Source organism: Allorhodopirellula solitaria, from assembly GCF_007859855.1.
GTDB lineage: Bacteria > Planctomycetota > Planctomycetia > Pirellulales > Pirellulaceae > Rhodopirellula > Rhodopirellula solitaria.
Genome location: NZ_SJPK01000003.1, coordinates 416,452 through 437,797, shown reverse-complemented (window position 1 = coordinate 437,797; position 21,346 = coordinate 416,452). Strand labels below are relative to the sequence as shown.

The 21,346-nt window shown below is 59.6% G+C and carries 15 protein-coding genes; 5 read left to right on the top strand and 10 right to left on the bottom strand.

The genetic code is table 11. The features are described from left to right. Nucleotides 1-192: 192 nt before the first annotated feature. Entirely contained in the window at nucleotides 193-786 is a 594-nt protein-coding gene (locus CA85_RS07885; protein ID WP_246112590.1) for a cytochrome c oxidase subunit 3, read from the bottom strand. 316 nt (nucleotides 787-1,102) lie between these two features. After that, nucleotides 1,103-2,359 (bottom strand): PQQ-binding-like beta-propeller repeat protein, encoded by a 1,257-nt coding sequence (locus CA85_RS07880; RefSeq protein ID WP_246112589.1) that lies wholly within the window; start codon nucleotides 2,357-2,359, stop codon nucleotides 1,103-1,105. A gap of 325 nt (nucleotides 2,360-2,684) precedes the next feature. On the opposite strand from CA85_RS07880, the gene mscL reads away from it, so the two are divergent. Next, nucleotides 2,685-3,221, top strand: a complete 537-nt coding sequence (gene mscL / locus CA85_RS07875) for a large conductance mechanosensitive channel protein MscL (RefSeq protein ID WP_146390753.1) — start codon at nucleotides 2,685-2,687, stop codon at nucleotides 3,219-3,221. A gap of 823 nt (nucleotides 3,222-4,044) precedes the next feature. Here mscL and CA85_RS07870 read toward each other — a convergent pair. Next, nucleotides 4,045-5,322 carry a PQQ-binding-like beta-propeller repeat protein gene (locus CA85_RS07870; RefSeq protein WP_146390989.1) on the bottom strand — a complete coding sequence of 426 codons (1,278 nt, stop codon included), beginning with the start codon at nucleotides 5,320-5,322 and terminating at the stop codon, nucleotides 4,045-4,047. Nucleotides 5,323-5,595: 273 nt separating this feature from the next. Here CA85_RS07870 and CA85_RS07865 point away from each other — a divergent pair, with 273 nt between their 5' ends. Then, nucleotides 5,596-6,591, top strand: a complete 996-nt coding sequence (locus CA85_RS07865; protein WP_146390752.1) for an HAD family hydrolase — start codon at nucleotides 5,596-5,598, stop codon at nucleotides 6,589-6,591. Between the two features lie 979 nt (nucleotides 6,592-7,570). On the opposite strand, the gene CA85_RS07860 is transcribed toward CA85_RS07865, so the two are convergent. Together CA85_RS07860 and CA85_RS07855 are read right to left on the bottom strand one after the other, a co-directional pair. Then, on the bottom strand, nucleotides 7,571-8,785 hold the full coding sequence (locus CA85_RS07860; RefSeq protein ID WP_146390751.1) for a chorismate synthase: 1,215 nt from the start codon (nucleotides 8,783-8,785) through the stop codon (nucleotides 7,571-7,573). Next, nucleotides 8,773-10,041: an LL-diaminopimelate aminotransferase gene (locus CA85_RS07855; protein WP_146390750.1), complete on the bottom strand. Its 1,269-nt coding sequence runs from the start codon at nucleotides 10,039-10,041 to the stop codon at nucleotides 8,773-8,775. Before CA85_RS07855 ends, CA85_RS07860 begins: the two co-directional genes overlap by 13 nt. Before the next feature lie 177 nt (nucleotides 10,042-10,218). Here CA85_RS07855 and CA85_RS07850 point away from each other — a divergent pair, with 177 nt between their 5' ends. From CA85_RS07850 to CA85_RS07840, 3 genes are all read left to right on the top strand, one after another. After that, nucleotides 10,219-10,992, top strand: a complete 774-nt coding sequence (locus CA85_RS07850) for a sensor histidine kinase (RefSeq protein WP_146390749.1) — start codon at nucleotides 10,219-10,221, stop codon at nucleotides 10,990-10,992. Between the two features lie 487 nt (nucleotides 10,993-11,479). After that, complete coding sequence (locus tag CA85_RS07845) at nucleotides 11,480-12,175, top strand: glycine zipper domain-containing protein (protein ID WP_146390748.1); 696 nt, start codon at nucleotides 11,480-11,482, stop codon at nucleotides 12,173-12,175. 204 nt (nucleotides 12,176-12,379) lie between these two features. Next, nucleotides 12,380-14,428, top strand: a complete 2,049-nt coding sequence (locus CA85_RS07840) for a mu-protocadherin (protein ID WP_246112588.1) — start codon at nucleotides 12,380-12,382, stop codon at nucleotides 14,426-14,428. A gap of 198 nt (nucleotides 14,429-14,626) precedes the next feature. On the opposite strand, the gene CA85_RS07835 is transcribed toward CA85_RS07840, so the two are convergent. The 5 genes from CA85_RS07835 to CA85_RS07815 all read right to left on the bottom strand — a co-directional run bounded on the left by CA85_RS07835 (nucleotide 14,627) and on the right by CA85_RS07815 (nucleotide 21,209). Next, complete coding sequence (locus CA85_RS07835) at nucleotides 14,627-15,127, bottom strand: low molecular weight protein-tyrosine-phosphatase (RefSeq protein ID WP_146390747.1); 501 nt, start codon at nucleotides 15,125-15,127, stop codon at nucleotides 14,627-14,629. A 7-nt stretch (nucleotides 15,128-15,134) separates the two neighbouring features. Further along, nucleotides 15,135-16,445, bottom strand: a complete 1,311-nt coding sequence (locus CA85_RS07830) for a hypothetical protein (RefSeq protein WP_246112587.1) — start codon at nucleotides 16,443-16,445, stop codon at nucleotides 15,135-15,137. A gap of 175 nt (nucleotides 16,446-16,620) precedes the next feature. Then, the gene (locus CA85_RS07825) at nucleotides 16,621-19,233 is read right to left on the bottom strand and encodes an alpha/beta hydrolase (RefSeq protein WP_146390746.1); all 2,613 of its coding nucleotides are present in this window, start codon (nucleotides 19,231-19,233) and stop codon (nucleotides 16,621-16,623) included. Beyond that, complete coding sequence (locus CA85_RS07820) at nucleotides 19,230-20,429, bottom strand: RNA polymerase sigma factor (RefSeq protein ID WP_146390745.1); 1,200 nt, start codon at nucleotides 20,427-20,429, stop codon at nucleotides 19,230-19,232. Before CA85_RS07820 ends, CA85_RS07825 begins: the two co-directional genes overlap by 4 nt. A gap of 39 nt (nucleotides 20,430-20,468) precedes the next feature. Next, on the bottom strand, nucleotides 20,469-21,209 hold the full coding sequence (locus CA85_RS07815) for an FHA domain-containing protein (protein ID WP_146390744.1): 741 nt from the start codon (nucleotides 21,207-21,209) through the stop codon (nucleotides 20,469-20,471). Nucleotides 21,210-21,346: the final 137 nt, after the last annotated feature.

The window sequence follows — 21,346 nt, the reverse complement described above, 5'->3', positions numbered from 1 at the left end:
AGCATTTCGCAGGGCGATTTTAGAGAAGAGTGAAGCTATACGGACTATTGCGGCCGGGGTGCGAGCGAATAGTTTAATCAGTGGACAGGTTATACCCATCAGAAAAACTGTAGCTCACTATTTGGAACACCACTTTCCCGGCGAAGTTTCGCAGAGCTCACAGACAGCCAGCCCGACTTAGGCCGCTTGACGCTAAATCGCGATTCCACCGGTGGTCAGGTAAAACGTGATCAGCATGCAGACCCACACCAAATCGAGAAAGTGCCAGTACAGGGCAGTGAAATCGACGGGCCAGTGCCGTTCGTGGTCGTAACGCCCCAGTGCCGTCCGCACGCCCACGATGCCGAGGGCCAAGATCCCGCCAGCAACGTGCAGGGCATGCAGGAACGCCAAGACCACCACCATCCCCGCAACCCCCTTGCCAGTCCCACCGCCGAGGGCTGGGCCAGCGAGCAGCTCCAGCATCGAGCGGTACTGGATCATGATGAACACGACCGCTGCCAGCGCAGCAATGCTCAGCAGAACCACCGTCACTCCCCGCTTGCTCCGCCGCACGGTGCGTGTCGCTAGATGCAGCACCACGCTGATCCCAATGAGACACACGGTGCTCGTCAGAAAACTCGCTGGCAGCTCCACCGCCGTCTGCGGGTCATCCTGCCGCGATTCCGCATAGATCCCATAAAGCAACAGGCTGGTTAGGAAAAAAACCAGCAGAGTGCAAAGAAATAACCAGCCACCTTGCTGGTAGCGGAGATCGGGCGGCAGACGGGCAGCGGAATTCGGCAAGTAAATTTCCAGACTTCGGGACCATGAAAGCCAGCGACTCAGTGGAATCGTTCGCTCCACCATGGCTCGATCTCATTTTGCACCCCGAGGCCGTATCTGAACAGATGCGAAACCCACCGATTCACCCGCCATCGCACCGGCCGTCGGGGAAAAAAGTGCGTCAATCCGACTTTGTCGTGAGCCTCGCAGCGGTGCGCCAGGTGTGCGGGATGTCCCAATAGCAGGGCCGGTTCCCACCGGCCACATACGCCGGTCCTGGCGACGCCCAGGCAGTCGCCGGCAAATCCGCGAAGTTGGATTTGCCTAGTCTCCTCAGCTATTTCAGTTCGATCGCGAGCAGTTCACCTTCGGTCGCGGAAATGGTCCGGCGACAATACAGAGTCCCGTCGACCAGGGCAGGCAGCGATCGATAGATACCCGCAGGCAACTCGACTTCGGCGAGAGAACGAAACTTTTTGGGATCCGCCGCGAACAACACCAATCTCCCGCTGACGCACTGGGCCAGCACTCGCTCGCCCGCTGCGATCAAATGAGCCGTCCCCAAATCGGGTTGATTCCAAGCGACTTTTCCATCGGACCAGCGCACGCACATCAGTTCGCCGGTGCCGTAGTCCTCGCGTCCGGTGATCGCGTACAGGTAGTCGTCGATGCGTACAGGCGTTACGTAATGGCTGCTGATCACGTCGCGTGAACGCCAGAGATCCTGCGGTGGGGTGGCGGACATGTCGAGCATCCGGCACCCCACGCCGTAGGCGGCCGTCAAGAAGATTTTTTCATGATCGACGAGCGGGGTGGCGGCGTTGACAGTGGGTCCGCGCTTTCCAAAATCGACTTCCGACAAGACCTCCCCTGTCACCGGATCAAGCATCACAGTTTTCAGCCGCAGCACGGCGACGACGCGAGCTTGCCCCTCGATTTCAATCGTGACCGGAGAAGCATAGGCGGCTTCCTGATCGACGGCCGTCCAACGGGTCTTGCCGGTTTGGCGATCCACGGCAACGAGCCCCGCGTGATTCTCTCCGCCCACTGGCACGATCAGCACCTGCCCGGACAACAGGGGCGACCCACCCGCTCCGAAGTAACCATCCTCGGCGTCGTAGTCGCTGCGCAGTTCACGCGACCACTGCGTGCTGCCATCACTGACGTTGACGGCATGCAGATCTCCGGCCGCCCCATAGACGAATACTTGGTCGCCACTAACCAACGGAACCGAGCGGGGGCCTCGATCGGCGTTGACACCGCCGCGATAAATCGCGGGGAATTCGGCTCTCCATTGGCGACTGCCGTCCGCTGCTGAGAGACAATCCAAGCACTCCGAATCACCTTCGCGGTGCCACAAGAACACACGGCCATGGGCGACCACCACGCCGGAATAGCCAGCCCCACACTTCACTCGCCAACGCACGGCCGGCTCGTCCTGCCAGGCTGCAATCGATTCATCCGCAGCCTGTCCGTCGCGGTTGGGTCCCAGAATCTGTGGCCAGTCACCGGCTTCGACATCACCGGCCCCAATAGCAGCGATGGCCAGGACGACGGCGAAAACCATTCCAAACAATCGGCTACGCAGAATCATGGACCGGTACATCATGGCTTGCTCGCAGTATGGCCGCAGAAGGACTCCAGTGCGGGGGTCGCTCCAGGACATTGGATTGGAAGGGGTGCGGGGAATCCTCGCTATCTTAGTGCATCGCAATGAACCTGGCACGGTAACTCCGGACATTACGGCAACTGTGCTGGCGAGTTGACACTGCTGCACTCCGATAGCTAATTTGAGTCTTCCCAAAATGCTACCTCTCGAGGGTCTCGGCTACGGGATCTAGGCAGCAGATAATCGATTTGGATGCTCAACAGCTATCTCGATTGGGCTCTGGTCAGTACGCCCTCAAGTTCGGTACTAGATGATGAAATTCTTGGACGACCTCAAAAAGTTCGCGCTGCGTGGAAACATGCTGGACCTGGCGATCGGATTCACCGTCGGAGCTGCATTCACAACTGTCGTGAAGTCTTTAGTCAGCGATATCATCATGCCACCCATCGGGTTGCTAACGGGCAACGCCGACCTGACTGATCTGTTTTGGGTGTTGCACGTCCCTGAAGGAGTCGAGAAACCGGCCGGAGGCTACCTCACCCTGCAGGCGGCCCAAGAAGCTGGCGCGGTAACGATGAATTATGGCGTCTTCCTCAACTCATGCTTTGCGCTGCTGATCGTGGCCCTGGCGATGTTCCTCGTCATCCGGATGATCAATCGGGTCGACGAGCAACTCGATGAAGCTTTTGGCGAACCGCCTCCGCAGTCGGAACCGGCGGACAAGAAATGCGATTTCTGTCGTTCTACCATCCCGTTTCGGGCAACGCGGTGCCCGCACTGCACGTCTGAACTGACCATTCCGGAAGTGAGCAGTGACAACAAAGCCGCCGCCCGCCCCACGTCCTGATCGGCGGCCTGAAGGCACCGGGAACGGTACCACCCACCGTAGACCTGGGCTGCTCCAAATCTGGGCTTGCTGCCGGTTTCAGTTGATTTGAATGGAGGTCGTTTCTGCCCTGAACTTCACCCTCCCGGGCGCAGCGGGGGAGGGTCGAGATACGAGCCTTCAGCGAGTTTCTCGGGGAGGGCTCAGTCACGGTTTCACGGCCATGCATGCGTTTCCCCAGTGCTCGGCCCCTGCCGGAACTTCGGAGACTGCTGAAATAGTCGGTATTCCAGGTTTTTCTGCCACAAGACAAGCCCGAAACGCTAGCGAGTGGAGTCAGGTAAACCCTCGCTCGCGCGTCGGGCTCGTATTTCAGTCGTGCTCGCTTAAGCTCAAGCCACCGGCTATTTTCTTCAACGCCGTCGGCGTAGGAAAACTGGTTCATCCGACGGAAGCGTGCGCAGAGCACCGCGGAAGTTTTTTTGAGGCATGGCTTAGTATTCAATGATCGTTCAAAAATGCGTCCCTGATGAACAAACGCTCGCCAGGGACCGACAACACCATGGGCGTACCGCTTTTGCAGGGAAACGCTGGCGACCGAGATATCACTTGCCAAGCCAGCACCTCTGCAGAGCTCGGTTCCGTTTCTCCCGGCAGTGCCAGTCTAACATTGATAATCACATCCCACAAATAAATCCTTGGATACTGGAGCCATGCCTTGAAAACCTCGGGCGCTCGCTTCCGTCGGATGAACCGGAAAACTTGCGGGGAATCCACAGCTCGCCCCCTCGCCCTCGACGATACTGATCGCCGCGTTTCTCTCTCGCTGACGACTCGGCGATGCTTACTCGGCGCTAATGTCGTAGCAGAAGATGCTATCGTCTTCGCGGAGGTAGAGTCGCCCGTTAGCGATCGACGGCAGCGCCCAGGCGGGGCGGTCGCTGGTCGAGGGCGTTTCGAATTCACTGACCTCGACGTATTCCTCGGGGTTGGCTTCAGCCAGTACCATGGTGCCGTCGGAGAAGTGCAGATAGATGCGTCCTTCGGCAGCGGCTGCGGAGATGGAGTTGCGTCCTGCGCCGCGGGCCTCCCACTTGACGTCGCCGGTGATCAATTCGATGCACAGAACTCGGTTGCTGCCATCGGCCCCGCCGTAGACGTAGTCACCGAGGAGCACCACGCCGCCTTGCTTATTAGCCAAGTCGGGTTTGGCAGGGTAGATCTCCTCGACTTCGAATTTACCTTCACCTCGGGGGACTTGGCGAACCAAGGCACCACCGAGTCCATAGCCAGCCGTTGAGAAAACCAAATCATCTTTGATGACGGGCGATGGAATGAAAGCTGTCGGCGGTTCCATCTCGTAGGACCACAGCAACTCACCGGATTGGGCATCGACGCCGATCGGGCCGCCGCCGGTGTTCTGCACATAGATCTTCTTGCCGCCTACTTGGGCGGTGACGATCGAGGAGTGCCCGGCGCCTTTGTCACCTGGATGGACTGCTTTCCAGATCGTGCTGCCGTCGTTCTTGTTCAGGGCAATCACCGTGGCTTCTTCGCCGCCAGGCGTGCAGACAACTTGATCACCGTCGACAAGTGGAGACTCGCTATATCCCCAACTATCTGCTTTCTTACCGCCGAAGTCCGCTTTGACGTCGTGCTGCCATAGAATCTCGCCATCGGAGGTGGCACAGCAGTAGATCGTGCCTGCAGGCGTCAGGACGAACACCCGATCGCCGTCCACGGTGGGTGTGGCTCGCGATCCCTGCCAGGTGGGCTGGCCCTTGTTCCAAGCCGAACCGGTTTTGGTGGCCCACACCAAACTACCATCTGCATCACTGAAACAGCTCAGGTACTCGTCCTTGTCATCGGCCAAGGATGATCCGTCACCGAGCGTATAAACGCGTCCGTCGGCAATCGCGGCGCTGGCGTATCCACGGCCTGCCCCCTTGGCCTGCCACAGCAGCGTTGGTCCTGACTCGGGCCATTCCTGCAACAGGTTGTTCTCCGCGGAGATGCCAGTGCGTTCTGGGCCACGGAAGGTAGGCCAATCAGCGGCAAAGAGTGGGGCGGCGCCAATGACGAGTGCACAAGCAAACGCTGGCCAAAGTCGACTCGATCGCATAGTAATCACGTGGGGACTCCACAAACGAAACTGAGAGTTGGTAATCTGAACGCCGTGCCTGGCGGCCACGTCAATCCCGCTGAGGGAGTGCTGATCGCGACAACGGTTATTCATTGCTGCCAGTGTATACTATACGATCCTTGTCTCGCAGGCACGCAATCGCGCTGGGCCCCTGTTTCAGATTGGATCGGACTGAGCCCGGTCGCTTGAAGACGCGTCCTTGCTTGAATTTTGAATCATATGTCGAACCCATCCTGGATCACGAGAGAGACGATGAGTACTTTTCAAAAGCTGCAGCTTTTTTCCTTGACGACCGTTGCCGCGTTTCTAGTGGCACCGCTGCAGGCAGCCGATCCGCTGCCTTCCTGGAACGACGGCACCACCAAGCAATCCATCGTTGACTTCGTCAACAAAGTCACCGAGGAAGGCTCGGGCGACTTCGTACCGGTCGCTGAACGGATCGCTGTCTTCGACAACGACGGCACGCTGTGGAGCGAAAACCCACTGCCGTTTCAAGTGATCTTCGCTGCCGCTGAGATCAAGCGTCTCCTGCCCGAGCACCCCGAGTGGAACGATAACGCCGCCGTGCAAGCGTTCATCAAGTCTGATGTCGCAGCGCTCACCGCAAACCACAACAAAGGCTTACTCGAAGTGCTCGCACTGACTCACGCGGGAATGTCCACCGACGCCTACGACCAACGTGTGAAGGACTGGCTCGCTACAGCCGAGCATCCACGCTGGAAAAAACCCTATTCCCAGTGCGTCTACCAACCCATGATCGAACTGCTCGAATACCTGCGTGCCAACGATTTCCAAACCTGGATCGTCTCCGGTGGTGGGCTCAGCTTCATGCGGGTTCTCTCCGAACAGACCTACGGGATTCCACCGCAGCAGGTCATCGGCTCGCACGGCCAGGCGACCTTCGAGATGAAAGATGGCGTCCCCACACTGACCAAAACACTCGAAACGGTCTTTGTCGACGATAAAGCCGGTAAACCCGCGGGCATCTATCAATTCATTGGACGCCGCCCAATCGCCGCGTTTGGAAACTCAGACGGTGACCAAGCGATGCTCGAATACACGACCATCGACAATCCCCGCCCCAGCTTCGGGATGATCATTCATCACACCGATGCCGAGCGTGAATACGCTTACGATGCCAAACCTAAAAGCAGCGGCAAGCTGATTACCGCGCTCGAGGCCGCGCCCACTCATGGTTGGACGGTCGTCGACATGAAGAAGGACTGGGAAACCGTGCTGGCCGAGTAAGCAAAGCCTGAAAAATCGGCTCATCCGACGGAAGCGTGGGCCCGAGGTTTTCAAGGCATGGCTCCCGTATCCAAGGATTTATTTGTGGGATGTGATTATCAATGTTAGACTGGCACTGCCGGGAGAAACGGAGCCGAGCTCTGCAGAGGTGCTGGCTTGGCAAGGGATATCTCGGTCGCCAGCGTTTCCCTGCAAAAGCGGTACGCCAATGGTGTTGCCGGTCCCTGGCGGACATTCGTTCGTCAGGGACGCATTTTTGTAAGATTAATGGATACTAGTGGTCTGTCACGACTTATTCTTAGGGTAGTGGACGAGGCGACGAGTCCTGAACTGGCGTCAAATCCAAGGACTCGTCGCCTCCTGTTGATTACCCACAAGTTTGCTCCCCCGTGTGCTTGTCACACGGGAAGCGACGTTTTGAAATTAGAAAACCGCGGTATCGACACACGTTCCCCTGTCAGCTTGTCTGACAGGAAACCAAGTCGATAAACTTTGCTGTCATGCGGGGCAAGCCCGCATGGGAGCGGGGTGAATGCTCCATCTTGATCTAATCACAAAACGGTGATTCCTGTCAGACAAGCTGACAGGGGATCTGGTTTTGTGGGTAATGACCAGCTCGTCGCCTCGTCCACTACGATCAACCCTAACTTTTAACTGTGACAGACCACTAGAGCCATGCCTAGAAAAACTTTCCCCCTGTGCTCCGCGCACGCTTCCGTCGGATGAACCTACATTTGTAGATGCCCGAAAAAACGGACTCAGGCAATGCGGGGACGCAGGCCTGGAAAGGGATAGTGCGGTTGATGCTCGGCAAGTTCACGTTTGTCGGGCATCCGTTTTTCGCTCACTGGACGCAGGAGCCCATGCCTCAAAATCCAACATCCTAGATGCCTGCCTCTCAATTCCGAGAAGAACCTTTCGGGATGCTTGTGGGGAATCGACAGCTCGTCCACTGCGATTCAACGTTTCTGCGCAATCGCTAGAAAAGTGTGATCGGGTCAGCCGCGTGGGCGTGGGCTTGGTAGGCGAGCAACGCGTTGAGTAGCTCGATCGCGACGCGGGATTCGAGCGTGACGCCGGCGCGGACGCCAACGCAGGGATCGTGACGTCCTTTGGCGAGTTCAAAGTCGATGTCGCGGAGGTCTTTTGTCACAGATTGTTGGGGCAGGTTGATCGTGGAAGTGGGCTTGAAACCGACCCGGGCGACGAGCGGGCTACCGGTCGTGATGCCCCCGATCAAACCGCCGTGCGTGTTGGACTGGTACCCGGCGTGGCGAATCGGATCATTGTTGACGCTGCCTCTTCGCTCGATCACGTCGGCGCCAGCGCCAATCTCGCAGGACTGGACAGCATTGAGTCCTCCGAGTGCGCCCATCAATCGGACCTTCAAACTCTGGTACAGCGGGTTGCCCAGCAGCGGCGGCACGCCGACAGCGACGACCTCCACAGCGGCCCCGAGGGAATCACCGCCTTTCCGGGTCTGCTTGATCAACTCGCCCGCGGCGTTGGCGAAGTCCGAGTCGATCGATGGGATCTCAGCGGCATCGAGCTGCTTCGCCGTGGTGTCGGCGTTTTCAATCGTGAGCGAGTCAGCCAATCGCTGCGACGCCTGGAGCGTACCGACCTGGCAGATCGAAGAGAGGATGCGGACGCCGAAGAGCTGCTGCAGGACGATTCTCGCGACACTGCCGCCGATCACATCGCTGATCGTGCTGCGGTAGCTCGAGCGGCCACCGCCACGGACGTCGACGTACCCTTGGGACTGGTGAAACTTGACGAGGTCGGTGTGGCCGGGCCGGACCTCCCCATCTGGGCCGCTGAACTGCGTATAGTCACCGGACTTTTTGCTGGTCGAAAGCACGATCGCAGCGATCGGTTCACCCGTGGTGAATCCGTCTTCGTATCCCTCTGTTTCGAATGCCGCACCGTCGACATCGACCGATAGCTTGGCACCGCCTAGCAGCACGTCGACATCATCACGGTACAAGCCCGATAGAAAGACAACTTTGTCCTTTTCGTTACGTGGCGTGCCGTGTTTGTTGCCGCCGGGCCGGCGACGATCGAGATACGGCTGAACGTCGGCGCGGACGATGCGGTGACCGGGCGGGCAGCCGTGGATGATTGTCGTGACGGCGGGTCCGTGCGACTCGCCGGCCCCGGCGACGGCGTAGTGTGGGCCGCCTAGAACTTCCATTGCAGCCCGGCTCCAGCCAGACGTTTGGCAGTCTCGGCCATTAGGGCGTCCTCCGCCGCTTCGTCTTCGGCCATGTACGTGACACTGAACCGGAGGAAGGATCCCGCGTCGTCCCATGGCACGGTGACGATACCGAGCTCTTCGATGAGGAATCGCGTTGCGTCCTCGGCCGCGGCGAAGGTTTCACCGGAGGCGGCCGAAGTCGGTGTTTTGGTGTAGAGGAAATAGGTTCCGCCAGGCACCGAAGCTTCGAAACCCGCGTCGTTCAAGACCGCGACGAGTTTCTCCATTCGGCGGCGGTACTTGGCACGGATTTTCTCGGGGATCGAATCATCATCGAGCGCGGCCGCGGCTGCTTTTTGCGTGGCGATGAACTGACCGCTGTCGCTATTATCTTTGACGTCCGCAAAGGCCTGCACGACCAATGGATGCCCAGCCACAAATCCCATTCGCCAGCCGATCATGTCATAGCCCTTGCTCATCGAGTGGACTTCGACCCCCACGTCGAGAGCGCCGGGCGTCTCCAGAAAACTGCGGGGCTTGCCATCGAAAGTCAGCATGATGTGCGCGGCGTCGTTGACGACGACGAACTCCTTCTCCTTGGCCAGCTGGACCACTTTCTCGAAGAACTCCGCCGGTGCGGTACCACCGGTCGGCGAGTTGGGGTAGTTCAAAATCATCAGCTTGGTGCGGCGAAAGATGTCATCGGGAATGACATCGAGATCGGGCAAGAAGTTATTCTCGGCGAGCAGTGGCAACTTGTAGACGTCACCCCCGTAGTACCGTGTGTGAGTGCCCGCGACGGGGTAACCAGGGACGGTCATCATCGTGATGTCGCCGGGGTTGATGAAACAAGCCGGTAACATTGCATATGCGGGTTTGCTGCCGATGCAGTGGTTGATTTGCGTCGCGGCATCGAGCTGGACGCCGAAGTTCCGCTGCATGAACCGCGCTGCGGCATCCTTGTACTCGGCGACGCCATTGTCGGCATAGCCTCGGTTTTCGAGGCGGTCGACCTCCTGCTGCATCGTTTGGCGGACGCTGGCGGGGGCCATCGAATCGTTCTCGCCGATGCCGAAATCAAGCAGTTGACGGTCGGGGTGATCGGCGAGTGCTTTCCGCTTGGCCCGTTTGATCTTCTCGAATTTGTAGATCTCGGTGCCTTTGCCGTACTGGGCCCCGCCGATCCGCTCGGCGAACAGAGATTGAATGTACGGGTCGTTCGTTTCGGGCTGGGATGCGGCTGCGGTCGACATGATGTAGAAGAAAGGGACAGAGAACAGTCGGACGGGTAGCTGGGCCAATAGTTGTAATCGGCAACGGGAAATTCGTCGAGGGTGACGCTATTTCAGTGGCGAGACGCTACAATTCGCCGCAGCAGTCCCACGCCTGAAAACGACGGGCGATTTTCCGCGAGTTCCCCCATTGATCCGATGACGCCCCCCTCCTCCGATTCGCATTCTCGCACCGACGACCGCGCCCGGGATGCCGCTCGCCATCAAGCGGCGATGGATGAGGTGCAGGGGCAATACGAGGAACTCGCTGAACTCGCCGGGTCACTCGCCCATGAAATCAAGAACCCGCTGTCGATCATTCATATGAATATCGAGCTATTGAGCGAGGATTTGGTGGAGATGGATACATCGGCCAGCCGTCGCTGCTTGCCGCGCGTCGACATGGTCCGTGACCAGTGCGAGCGAATGGAGTCGTTGCTACGCGATTTTCTGCGATACGCACGGCTGCGACACATCGATCTGGTGTCCGGCAGTTTGAACGACCAAGTGCAACAAGTGCTCAGCGTCTACCAAGCCCAAGCGGATCTCCAGAAGGTCGATTTACAGCAATACCTCGACCCGGACCTCCCCTCGATCCGCCTACACAGCGACTCGCTGCAGTCGGCATTGATGAATCTCGTCAAAAATGCCCTCGAAGCGATGCCCGACGGCGGCCAATTGTGGGCCCGCACCTATAGCAATCGCAACGGTGTCTGCATGGACCTGATCGATACGGGCAGCGGTGTCGACGACAACACGGTGCTGCACATGTTCGAGCCCTTCTACAGCACCAAGGATGGCGGCTCGGGGCTGGGCCTGCCCACGGCGAGAAAAATCATCGAAGCTCACGGTGGCCGCATCAGTGTGCAGAGCGAACTCAACCGGGGAACGAAATTCTCCCTGCAGTTCCCAGTCCCACCCCGGCTGGGGTGAATACGCCGACGCCGGTCCATGACCGACGCTTTCCAACCAGAGTGGTCGGGCAGTTTTTATGTGATTGGAATCAATGATTGCCTTCACCCGCCCGGCGAAGCTGGGAGGGTCGGATGACGAGCCGTTAGCGAGTCATCCGGGGAGGGCTGACAGCGCCACGGACCGTCCCCAACCAGCGTGCGCCCCCGCCCCCAACTTCGGAGACTGCTAAAAGAACAAGCCTGACGCGCAAGCAAGGGTTTCCCCGTCTCCACTCGCTAGCGCTTCGGGCTTGTATGGCGGCAGAAAAACCGAACCCCGACTATTTCAGCATTCTCCTTCGTCGAGGGCGGGTGAAGTCTTGCAAACGCTTGCCTACCTCAATCTTTCTGCGCCACCCGTCCCAGCGGAAAAATCAGCACATAATTGCAGTTGATTCCCGCCACGCGACGATTCTACAAGGAACACTTCCGTAGTCGCTCCTTTCGTTTCCCGTGGTAGACCCAGAATGACTTCCTGCACATTGAATTGGTTCATCCCCAGTCGCACACGTCGTTTGGGCTGCATCGCTGTCGCTGGCGTCTGCCTGGCAGTTGGCTCGGCCCCGTCCGCTCAGGCGCAAAACAACACGCAGCGGGGAGCAACACTGGGCGGCCTGACGGGCGCCATCGCGGGTGCGATCATCGGGGAAAACAACGACGAAGCGGGCGCTGGTGCGGCGATTGGCGGCGCCATCGGAGTGGTTGCCGGTGGACTGCTCGGCAACGCCAATGACAAAGACGCCGCCTATCAGAGCCAGCAATACGCCCAGCAGCGTCAAATCCAACAGCAGCAAATGGCGACGACGACCTACACGCCGCAGACGGTGCCCACCGGTGCGGTGAGCTACAGCGACGTGATCGCGATGTGCCGCAGCGGCGTCAGCCAAACGGTGATCATGAACCAGATCTCAACCCGGGGTCTGCAGCGCCGACCCGCCGTCTCAGATATTATCTCTCTGCACGAACAGGGTGTGAACGAAACGATCATTTCTGCCATGCAGCAAGCTCCGCTGGCCAGCCAAATCACTGGCGGAAACACCACCTCAACGACCACGGTCGTCGAGACTCCCGTGTACGTGACCCCGCCCCCCCAAACGATTCACGTCCATCGCCGCTACCGGGGTCCGGTATACCGCGGCCGGCCTTACTACTACGGCCGCTGAACCCGGAACTCATCGGGAATTCCCATTTTCCCCCACGATCGGGCTTTACCTGGATTCACCTGGGGCGATAAATTGTGCTGTGAAACCCGTTTCGGCGGGTGATCGACATTGGAATCGCCTGACGAGGAGTTGGGCTGTGTCGATCGGGACCGCAAAGACTGTCTTTGCCCGTCCCAATCATTCAACACAGCAAAGGATTGTGCCATGAGTGGCGCTGTGATGCTTTTGATGGCTGCGACTGTCGGGATCACCTATGGGTGGACCCCCGATGACCGGGACGGCGTGAAGTACATCATTCAAATTCCGCCGGATAAAATGGAACAAGTCGCCCGCACGGGCGAGATTTCCAGTCAAATCCCTGCGGAGATCCGCTCGCACGTCAGCGAAGTCGTGATCCGCGTGGGCGAGGGCAGTGTCCCCCGGATCACCCCGGAATATCTCTCCAGCCGCAGTGCGTCCGCCCCCTCCTCGTTCGCTGCGTCGGATCCTGATCAGATCCCCGTTCCGATCCCTTCGATGGGCAATCCCACGGAACTGCGCCCCATCGGAGCAACCGGATCCACCACCACGGCGATGATGAAACCGGCGCCGCAGAGCGGTGGCATGAACATGCCCGGCGGATATGGCATGACCCCCGCATCAAGCGGTGGGAACGCCTCCCAGCCAAGTACATTGCCGCCGAGCACGTCGCCACCGAGCACCACCTACAGCGGGACCGGCTATGGAAACACCAATCCGAGCGGTACCGGATACAACAGCGCCAGCCTGGAGCAGGCGGCGCGAGATGCCGCCAATCAATTCAATTCGGCCACCGACGCCAGCCGCCAGCAGATTCAACAGAACATCCAGAACGCCGCCAAGCGAATGGAGAACTCGACCAACGCGCAAGTCCAAGCGGCTGCCAACGGTGTCCAGGATGCAGCCAACCGGGCGATCTACGGCCCGGCCCTGCCACCGAACACTGGCGGCTCGTCAGCCAACGGGCCCCCACCATCATCCTACGGGAGCAACCCGAATCCGACCAATACCTACAGCAGCACAACGGGCTCTGGATCACCCCCAGGGTACGGGACGCCCCCGAGTCTGACATCATCGCAACCTTCGACTTCGTCGACGAATGCCAATCCATACAGCGCGTCGGGGCCTCCCTCCACGTCGCCAGCACAAGATCCAGATTGGTATGCGTTGCAAAATAACTCGGGTAGCCGACCTTCGACATCACCCGTCGGAGGCGCCGGAGGTGCCTTCGCAGGAGGCAACTTCGCACGCCTGCCCGCTGGACTGCAGGCCCCCCCGACCTCCGTTGCAACTTCGTCGAATCCAAGTGGAGGGCAATCGCCCTCGCCCTACGCGAGCGACACCACACAAACCGCATCGTCGGGCAATGGGCTGGACTACGACCCCAATTTGAGTCCTGCCCAGGCGGCCCAGCTTCCCAAGAATGGGTATAGCTACGACGCCGAGGGGTATCCTGTGGACCGCGAAGGCTATCGCGTGGACCATTATGGCCGACGGATCGACCGACAGGGGCAATTGATCACCGCAGAGGATTCCATCGGCGCCCCCCCATCACCGATTGGTAGCCCTCCTCAAGCCTCGCGCCAGAGTATGGCGAACCTGGGGTCAAGCATGGGTCGGCCAAACCTGGGCTCAAGCATGGGACCAAACTTGGGATCGAGCATAGGACAGGCAGGCCGGAACACGGGAAAGGCAGGCCGGAACATTGGAAACATGGGCGGAAACCTGGGCGGAAACCTGGGACAGGCAGGCGGCAAGGGGATTGTCAATCATCCGGCGGATCGCAATTCCTCATCGGGCTCGTCCTTGGTGCGACCGCCGCTGGACCTCCCCGCGGCCGGAGGCCGTGGCCGGGACGGGTTTGCATCGGATTCGGATTCCCGCTTGGCCGGCCTCGACGGCCGTAACGGCGGCGATAACCTTCTCCCCGCCAACGCAGGCAGAAACGATCGCCTATCGGATCTGACTGACGACAGCTCGCGTGCTTCCGCCGCGGATCGTTTCGCGCGTGACCGAGACGATGACAATCAGGCCTCAGGCAGAGGTGGTGCAAGCAAAATCGAACGACCTGCCGAGCAAGTCGCCGCACAACCCATCTTCAACGCTCTGTTATTGCTATCAGTCGTGGCGAACGTATACCTGCTGTTCTGGCTGAAGAACCTGCGAGTGCAATTCCGCGACATGGTCGCCGCCAAGCGAGCCTCGGCGAGCGGGTCGCTGGCAACGGGAGTCTGAGGCAGCGGCGGTTTTCGAAACGACGCGGCTGTCGGTTACCCAAAAGTATCCCGTCAGGGATGATCTTCAACCCCATTCGGGGTTGGCTCTTGCGTTTCGCACCTTTTCCGGTGGTGTTCGCTGTGCTCGACCACCGGCTATTTTCTAAAACGCCTTCGACGTAGGGCCCTCGGCTCACTATCGTCGCGACCACGTCGATCAGCTCGACTGCCCGCTTTGCAGGTAGGCGATGACCTCCGGACAAGCAGCGGCGATCATGTCGACGACGTACTCGAACCCCGCGGCGTCCCCGTGATAGGGGTCGGGAACATCGACGGGCCAGGAGTCATCGAGGAAGGTACTGAGCAAGCGAATCTCCGCTCGCTCCTCACCACCCGCCGGCGAACGAAGCCCCTCGATCCCCGCCTGATTCTCGCGATCCATGGCAATGACCAGATCGAAAGCCTGGAGATCACGGGCAGACAATTGACGAGCCCGACTGTGCAGAGCAACCCCGCGTCGCTCGGCTGCCCTCTGCATTCGCGCGTCGGCCGGTTTTCCAATGTGATAGCCTGCCGTGCCGGCCGAATCGACCGTGATGGCATCGCTCAATCCACTCTCAGCGAGCGCATGCGTTAGCATGCCTTCCCCCGTCGGTGAACGACAGATGTTGCCCAAGCAAACAAATAGAACCGATTTGGGAACGGTGTTTGGAGGCATTCCTTGCTCAGCCATTGATGATGCTGCTGATGTCGATGTGGTACATCTGGCGACCGTTGTTGTGAGGTGAATCGATCACGACCGACTGCCCATCATTGCTGCTGCGTGGATGGGTATCGCATCGCCATTCTCCGGTGTAGGCGGGTGGTGAGGGGAACTTGCCCAACGACACTCGGCGGTTACTCGGAACATGATACAGATACGGGTTTTGCTCGCGGTTCTGGCCCTGGGGGTACGTGTCGTTGAGGATCCATTCGTTATCCGTTTGAGGTACATAGGTATTGTGACCGTTGGTGGACATCACGCCCTCGCCGACGACGTGGATGTCGCGACTGCGATCCTTCATGAGATAAAACGCCCACGGTTTGCCTGCGGGGCGGGTCCATGCACAGACATGATTGGGGTCACGCCAAATGAAGTGCGACGTATGCCCGGCGGGGTCGAGGATGTAACGCTCCGAGCCATCCATGTTCACGGTGAACATGCGAGTCGAGAACCCGCCCACAGGCTGAGCCTCCCGGCCCGAACCGCGATTGTCTCGCCAGCGATGCAGGACGATGAAACGCGACCCGTCGGGACTGACGAGAAGGTGATTGAAGTAGTTCCATTTATCGGCGAGCGACTTGCCCTGATAGTCGATCTGCGCCGCATCGGCGAGCGAAAAGATCAGTTTCGTCTCGCCGGTTTCGAGATCCATTCTCCACACCCCCGATTCCTCGGGAGCGCGTTCGTCGGCGCAGGGATCGGGCAAGCCGACGTAACCGTAGCCGCGACGCATGCGTTGGATACGGGCAAAATCAGCCGTGATCGCGTACTTGCCGCCGGGGCTGAGGGCGTAGATCGGGCGGGGCAACGTGCGCTGCTTTTTCGTCTTCACATCCAATAGCCGGCTGACGTGTTGGTCGCCCTCGCGATCATTCCAAATCACCTCCGACTCCGACCCCGGGCGCCACTGCAACATGCAACCCTGCTGCCATCCCCAGGCGTTGCTCCGCCCCAGCGGGATCCATTTGTCGTTGTCTTGAGTGTCGACCATGCCCACTCCGATCGTGTCCTCCGGTGCGGGCGTGCGACCTTCAAAACGGAGTTGGTTGGACAGTACCAATCGATTGCTCGGATCGAATTCGCGTTTGTCGTAGTAGCCGAACCAATGGTTCAGCGGGCCGTGGGTCAATTGCCGTACCGGCGGAAGCTTCGCGTCTGATTCGGCGCACGCGACCGGCCCCAATGCGGCCAACGAAGCGGCGGCGGACAGCCCACCGAGAGCCTGACGGCGGCTTAGTCGAGGATGTAGCGATCGAGCATCACGGTGTGTCATGAAGGTACTTTCACGAAGATGGAACAATGCAATCCGCAGCGAATGAAACAACGCCACGTTGAAATCAATGCACTAGGATAACAGTCCACTCACCTGTCTGGGGCGTGACGATGCCAGGCCGCATCTTTGCCACGTGCAGAACCGCCCAGATACCTTCCCTTCGCAGCGCCATCGACTACGGGATCTTAACGCGTCCCCAAAACGGGCGTTTGCGATCGGCGCGGCTACGGACGTCCTCGAGCATCGTTTCGAACTCGCCGGTAAAGCGGAAATTACCGCGTTGACCACGGTACCGGACGGCGATCTGGGATCGGAAGTCCAACGGCATCTGAGGCGACAACCAGATCGTGAAGGCGATCGCGGGGGCCTGGGAAATTTGGATCTCATTATTGGCACCGATCCGCGCGTCGACCTTGGCCGCCTTGATCCGTTTCGCCTCTTCCCACAGGATCGGGTTGATCACCGTCTCGGGCAGGGATTCATCCCACTCCAACCACCAGAAAAAGCGGTCGCCCTGCCGCATGGTAACAACGTCAATCTCCTGCGGAAAATCCGCCCGGCGGTGCTCGGGCGTCTTCATCCAGTCATAGATGCGTTCGCTCTCTTCGTAGAAAAACTCTTTCCCCCGCCCGCGATACATCACCACCATGGCATCGTGCTGGTAGGTCATGTAGTCATCGTAGACGGCGCCATTGCGTTTGAGCGGCCGGCCGTCTTTTTCACCCATCACGAGATAGGTGGGTACGTAGACCGCATTGACGTCATAGTGCAACAGCGTCTTGCGGGGTTCGGCGCCGATGGCGATCATCCCAGCCCAAATGTCAGGATGAGACAGAGCAATGTCCCATGCCGCAGTACCGCCAGCCCCGTGGCCGCCGATAAAAATCCGATCCGCGTCGATCGAAAACCGCCGCATCGCTCCGCGGACGCTGCGGAGAACCGCATCGTGTTCCCGCATCGTGTACTCGTAACTCTGTTGGCCACCGCGAGTCCAGCGTGGCGTCACCACGATGAACCCGTTCCGGGCAGCGTGCCCCAAACGCATCGCCTTGGACTGTGGCGACGCCATCTCGCCCTGAGCCTCCCGATCGCCCGGCTCGGACTCATCTCCTGCGCCTACCGCCGCCGAGGCGGGATCGGCTCGGTCATCCTGGACGGGACTGAGGAACCGTTCGGTGGCCACGCCTGCCCACCAATTCAGTTGCGTCTCGGCGGGAGCACCCGCGGCGTGCAGGGCAACGATACAGGGATACTCGCGGAGCGGATCGTACTCAGGCGGTAGCTGCACCAGATAGGCAGCGTCCGGGACGGCCATGGGATCGGCTGCTTGAGCGGCCTCAAACGCTTCCTCGTCCGGGCCGATGTGATACATCCCATGGACGAGTTCGTCGGCAACGGCGCCGACTGGCACATGGAACGATGACGCTTCCGATTCAGCCTCAGCGGCTTCGGCACCGCGATGAATCGCGATCGCTTGGTCACTCGCCAGCGGCGGTGGCATCAGCGGCAGCATTTTCGCAATCGCCTCGGCACTGGCGCCTTCGAGAACTCTCAAATTTTCCATCAAAACGGCGCGAACCTCGGGGTCGGGGTGTGCGAGGTATTTTGCCACCAGATCTCGGACCTCCACCCAAGAGATTACGATCACCAGGTTTTGTTCCCCCGAACCGCTCCCCAAGATCCAACCGGCAACCGCCAGTGCGACCCGCCTCTGCACTGGGATCGTTTCGTTTTCACCGAGCCGAATGAAGTCACTGAGCCGGCTGAGCGTATTGGGTGAAAGGTGCTGATCGATCTCGTCGACGACGCCGGCCAACGCGTTCTGGTCCGCGGGCGCGAGTTCGTCGACTAGCTTCCGCAGGTTGGCAACAGCGTCGTCCCGCTGCGTTTGCAGTTTCCTGATCTCGCCGAGCTCGTCTTCCACCCGCAGCCGGGTTACGCGACCGACACGGCCGAGCGGGAAGTTGTTGAGGATTGCACTGGCGAGCGCGGGCTGGCCCGACTCCCGCCGCAGCTGCGCTTGCTCGAACAACTGCATCGCCTGCCTCTCGACGAGGGCTGTTAATTGCGGTTTCAGCTCCTGCTGCTCAGGGAACTGCTGGAGGATCGCCTGCAACTCTCGCCTGGCATCTCCATAGCGTTCCGCTTCGATAAAAAACCGCACCTCTTCGAGCCGCGCATCGGGATCATCTTGATCGAGCAGTCTGCCGAAGATTCGCTGCAATGCAGGCGTGTCAATCGACTCCGTGGCCACGCGCATGTCCAACTGCATCGGGGAGTCCGATTTGAGGGCCTCGAGCTTCGCATAGCGAGACGTCAGCTCGGTTAGGCCCTGATAGATAATCGTGGGCGAACCATCGGTGCCGCGGACGCTCATCTGCCGCCGCCCGAACTCGTTGAGCGGCGTCACGCCCAAGATCTGGCCGAGCGCCCCGACCTCGTTGGCGCCCTGGGGGATCGGTTGCGGAAACTCCATCCTCAACCCCAGATCGGGAACCTCGACCGGTTCATTGTTGACCATCCCGCGCCGATGGACATAGGTGCGACGAAGCCCATCGTCGATCATCCAAATCGGACGCGTCTGAATCCCGCCATCGGCGCCAAGCGACGCTGAATTGTGATTGAGTGTAGGCAGCTCGATGTAGATGCCCTGCAGGGTGACACCATTGCGAAGCGTGATCAATTGCTCGGCAGGACATCGCTGGGGTTGCCCCAGCACGACGACCATCCCTGCGACCGCCAGGCCAATGGCTCGGTAGATTCGGCGCCGAACAGAACAGCTCATCATGCGATTGAACGATGCTGACGCTGCGTGAGCGTGGTGGTTTGATCCAGTTGACCGGAGGTTCCTGCATCGATGGATGACCGATACTCGCCCGCCCCATCTCTTCCCAACTCCCCGGGCTCCGCCCCCGGAATCAGGCTGGTCTGTGCCACCTCACACTGAAAAAGTTCGGCAACCCGGTGAAGGGTCGAACTCAAGGGTTTGATACCCGAGTGAAGGTGCCCCAGTGCCGGTGAGGTCTGTTGCATCCAACGATTCAGCGGCAGGGCGCGAACTCCCTCGACACTCAATCGTGTGTGGAGGAACGCATTGAGCGATGCCCATTGCCAATCGTGGGCCGGAGCCCCACTGTGCCGCTGGACATCTCCGCCCGCGGGTAGAGGCTCAACGACCGCGGGAGCCGGCGAGAGCAGATGGCTGCCGGGTACCGATGCCAGCGGCGAAACCTGCGAGGGACTGCGGTTTGCAACGATCAAACAACCGAGCAATAACGCAGTGGCCACGACGCCCACGGCCGTACGCCGCCCGGGGCGGAATTCCGCCGCCGAGAGCTGGGAATCGTCTGCAGAAATCACGGCGCTCGCTGGGGCCACGGCGCTCGCTGGGGGCATTGATCCCACCTCGGACTCGGCTGCCCGGAGCGTGTCCTGCAGGCCGCGTTTGGCCCGTCGGACCCATGTCTTGACCGTTCCCATGGGACGGCCCATCACCCGGGCCGCCTCGGGATAGGTGAGTTCACGTTGATGGATAAGCTCAAAGGCGTGGCGTTGATTGGCGGGCAATCGCTGCAGAGCAAGATCGAGTTGCTCGCCGAGAGAGAGTCGGTCAGCATGATCATGCTTACGATCGCTGGTGACCTTCGTCTCCTCCAGCGAACCGATGGAACGGTCACCCTGCCGGCGCGACAAAAAACTCCGGCAACGATTGGCCGCGATCGTGACCAACCACGGTTCAATGGGACGCTGCGAATCGACTCGCGAGATCGCCGCAGCCGCCCGGCGGAACGTCTCCTGTGTCATGTCTTCAGCGTCGTGATGATGGCCGACGTAACGCAGGCAAACACGATAGATCAGATCCCGGTGCCGCTTGAAAATTTCAGCGAAGGCGGGTTCATCACGGTGCTGGCAACGATCCACCAAAGCCGCGTTGGTCGCAGCCGAACTCGATAGTATGGCAAAAGAATCGGTGGACAGGCTCATGAGGGCGTTTGCCGGAAGGTGCAACGAGGCAGAGAGTATCTAGCGTCCGCTGAAGAAACGCTTGAGCGCATCATCGGCCGCGTCTCGCGAAGTATCCAGCAGGTCTTTCTTCACGCCCTGGGGGAGTTTTCCCGGTTTTTGTTTTTCAGGACGCTTGAACTTCTTGGCCTTCTCGCCCTCTTCCCCTGCTGCTTCTCCCTCCTTGTCGTCCACTTTTTTGGTGTCCGAGGTAGGGTTCGCCACAGTTGTCGAGTTGATCGATAGGTCGCCGCTATCGGCGTCTTCCTGCTGTTCCTGCAGAGTCAGATGACGCGTCTCAGGATCGTTCATTTTGCGAACGCGATCGATCGCATCGGCCTCGTCGAGCCAAGAACTGACGTCCACTTCTTCGAAGCGAGAATCCGACGATCCCTCGGCGTGGGCACGAGCGGCGGCGTCGGCCACACTCTTGACCTCAGGTTTCTTGGCCGCGTGCAAACCATGCTCGATCACCACACCGAAACTGAGCTTGCCCACCCGCAGGACATCACCGTCCTTGAGCACTTTGGCTTTATCCGGTGGCAAGCGTTTTTCGTTGACGAATGAACCGTTGCGGCTTTTGAGATCCTGCACCAATACGCGGCCATCCTGGACCGCAATAATACAGTGCTTGCGGCTGACGGACTCACTTTTCGGACGTAGCTGGCAGGAATTGCTGCGGCCGATCAGAAATTTCTCCTGGCCTACTTCAATTTCCTTGCCTGCATGGCTGCCTGATTCAACACGGAGTCTGATTTTCATGTTTCCCCTTCGCGAGCAACGAAGATTCCGGTAACGGTCATTCCTCAACCCATCATACTTAACGTCGCCGCGTTAGGTTGTGGCTGCAGGACCCACAGCGTAGGGGATTTTGACTTTCGATACCACTGCGACCTGAC

Bases quoted from the DNA above. Each gene is read 5' to 3' on its own strand.
- CA85_RS07880 (WP_246112589.1), bottom strand. From the start codon at position 2,359: ATGATTCTGCGTAGCCGATTGTTTGGAATGGTTTTCGCCGTCGTCCTG.
- mscL (WP_146390753.1), top strand. From the start codon at position 2,685: ATGATGAAATTCTTGGACGACCTCAAAAAGTTCGCGCTGCGTGGAAAC.
- CA85_RS07870 (WP_146390989.1), bottom strand. From the start codon at position 5,322: ATGCGATCGAGTCGACTTTGGCCAGCGTTTGCTTGTGCACTCGTCATT.
- CA85_RS07865 (WP_146390752.1), top strand. From the start codon at position 5,596: ATGAGTACTTTTCAAAAGCTGCAGCTTTTTTCCTTGACGACCGTTGCC.
- CA85_RS07860 (WP_146390751.1), bottom strand. From the start codon at position 8,785: ATGGAAGTTCTAGGCGGCCCACACTACGCCGTCGCCGGGGCCGGCGAG.
- CA85_RS07855 (WP_146390750.1), bottom strand. From the start codon at position 10,041: ATGTCGACCGCAGCCGCATCCCAGCCCGAAACGAACGACCCGTACATT.
- CA85_RS07850 (WP_146390749.1), top strand. From the start codon at position 10,219: ATGACGCCCCCCTCCTCCGATTCGCATTCTCGCACCGACGACCGCGCC.
- CA85_RS07845 (WP_146390748.1), top strand. From the start codon at position 11,480: ATGACTTCCTGCACATTGAATTGGTTCATCCCCAGTCGCACACGTCGT.
- CA85_RS07840 (WP_246112588.1), top strand. From the start codon at position 12,380: ATGAGTGGCGCTGTGATGCTTTTGATGGCTGCGACTGTCGGGATCACC.
- CA85_RS07835 (WP_146390747.1), bottom strand. From the start codon at position 15,127: ATGCCTCCAAACACCGTTCCCAAATCGGTTCTATTTGTTTGCTTGGGC.
- CA85_RS07830 (WP_246112587.1), bottom strand. From the start codon at position 16,445: ATGACACACCGTGATGCTCGATCGCTACATCCTCGACTAAGCCGCCGT.
- CA85_RS07825 (WP_146390746.1), bottom strand. From the start codon at position 19,233: ATGATGAGCTGTTCTGTTCGGCGCCGAATCTACCGAGCCATTGGCCTG.
- CA85_RS07820 (WP_146390745.1), bottom strand. From the start codon at position 20,429: ATGAGCCTGTCCACCGATTCTTTTGCCATACTATCGAGTTCGGCTGCG.
- CA85_RS07815 (WP_146390744.1), bottom strand. From the start codon at position 21,209: ATGAAAATCAGACTCCGTGTTGAATCAGGCAGCCATGCAGGCAAGGAA.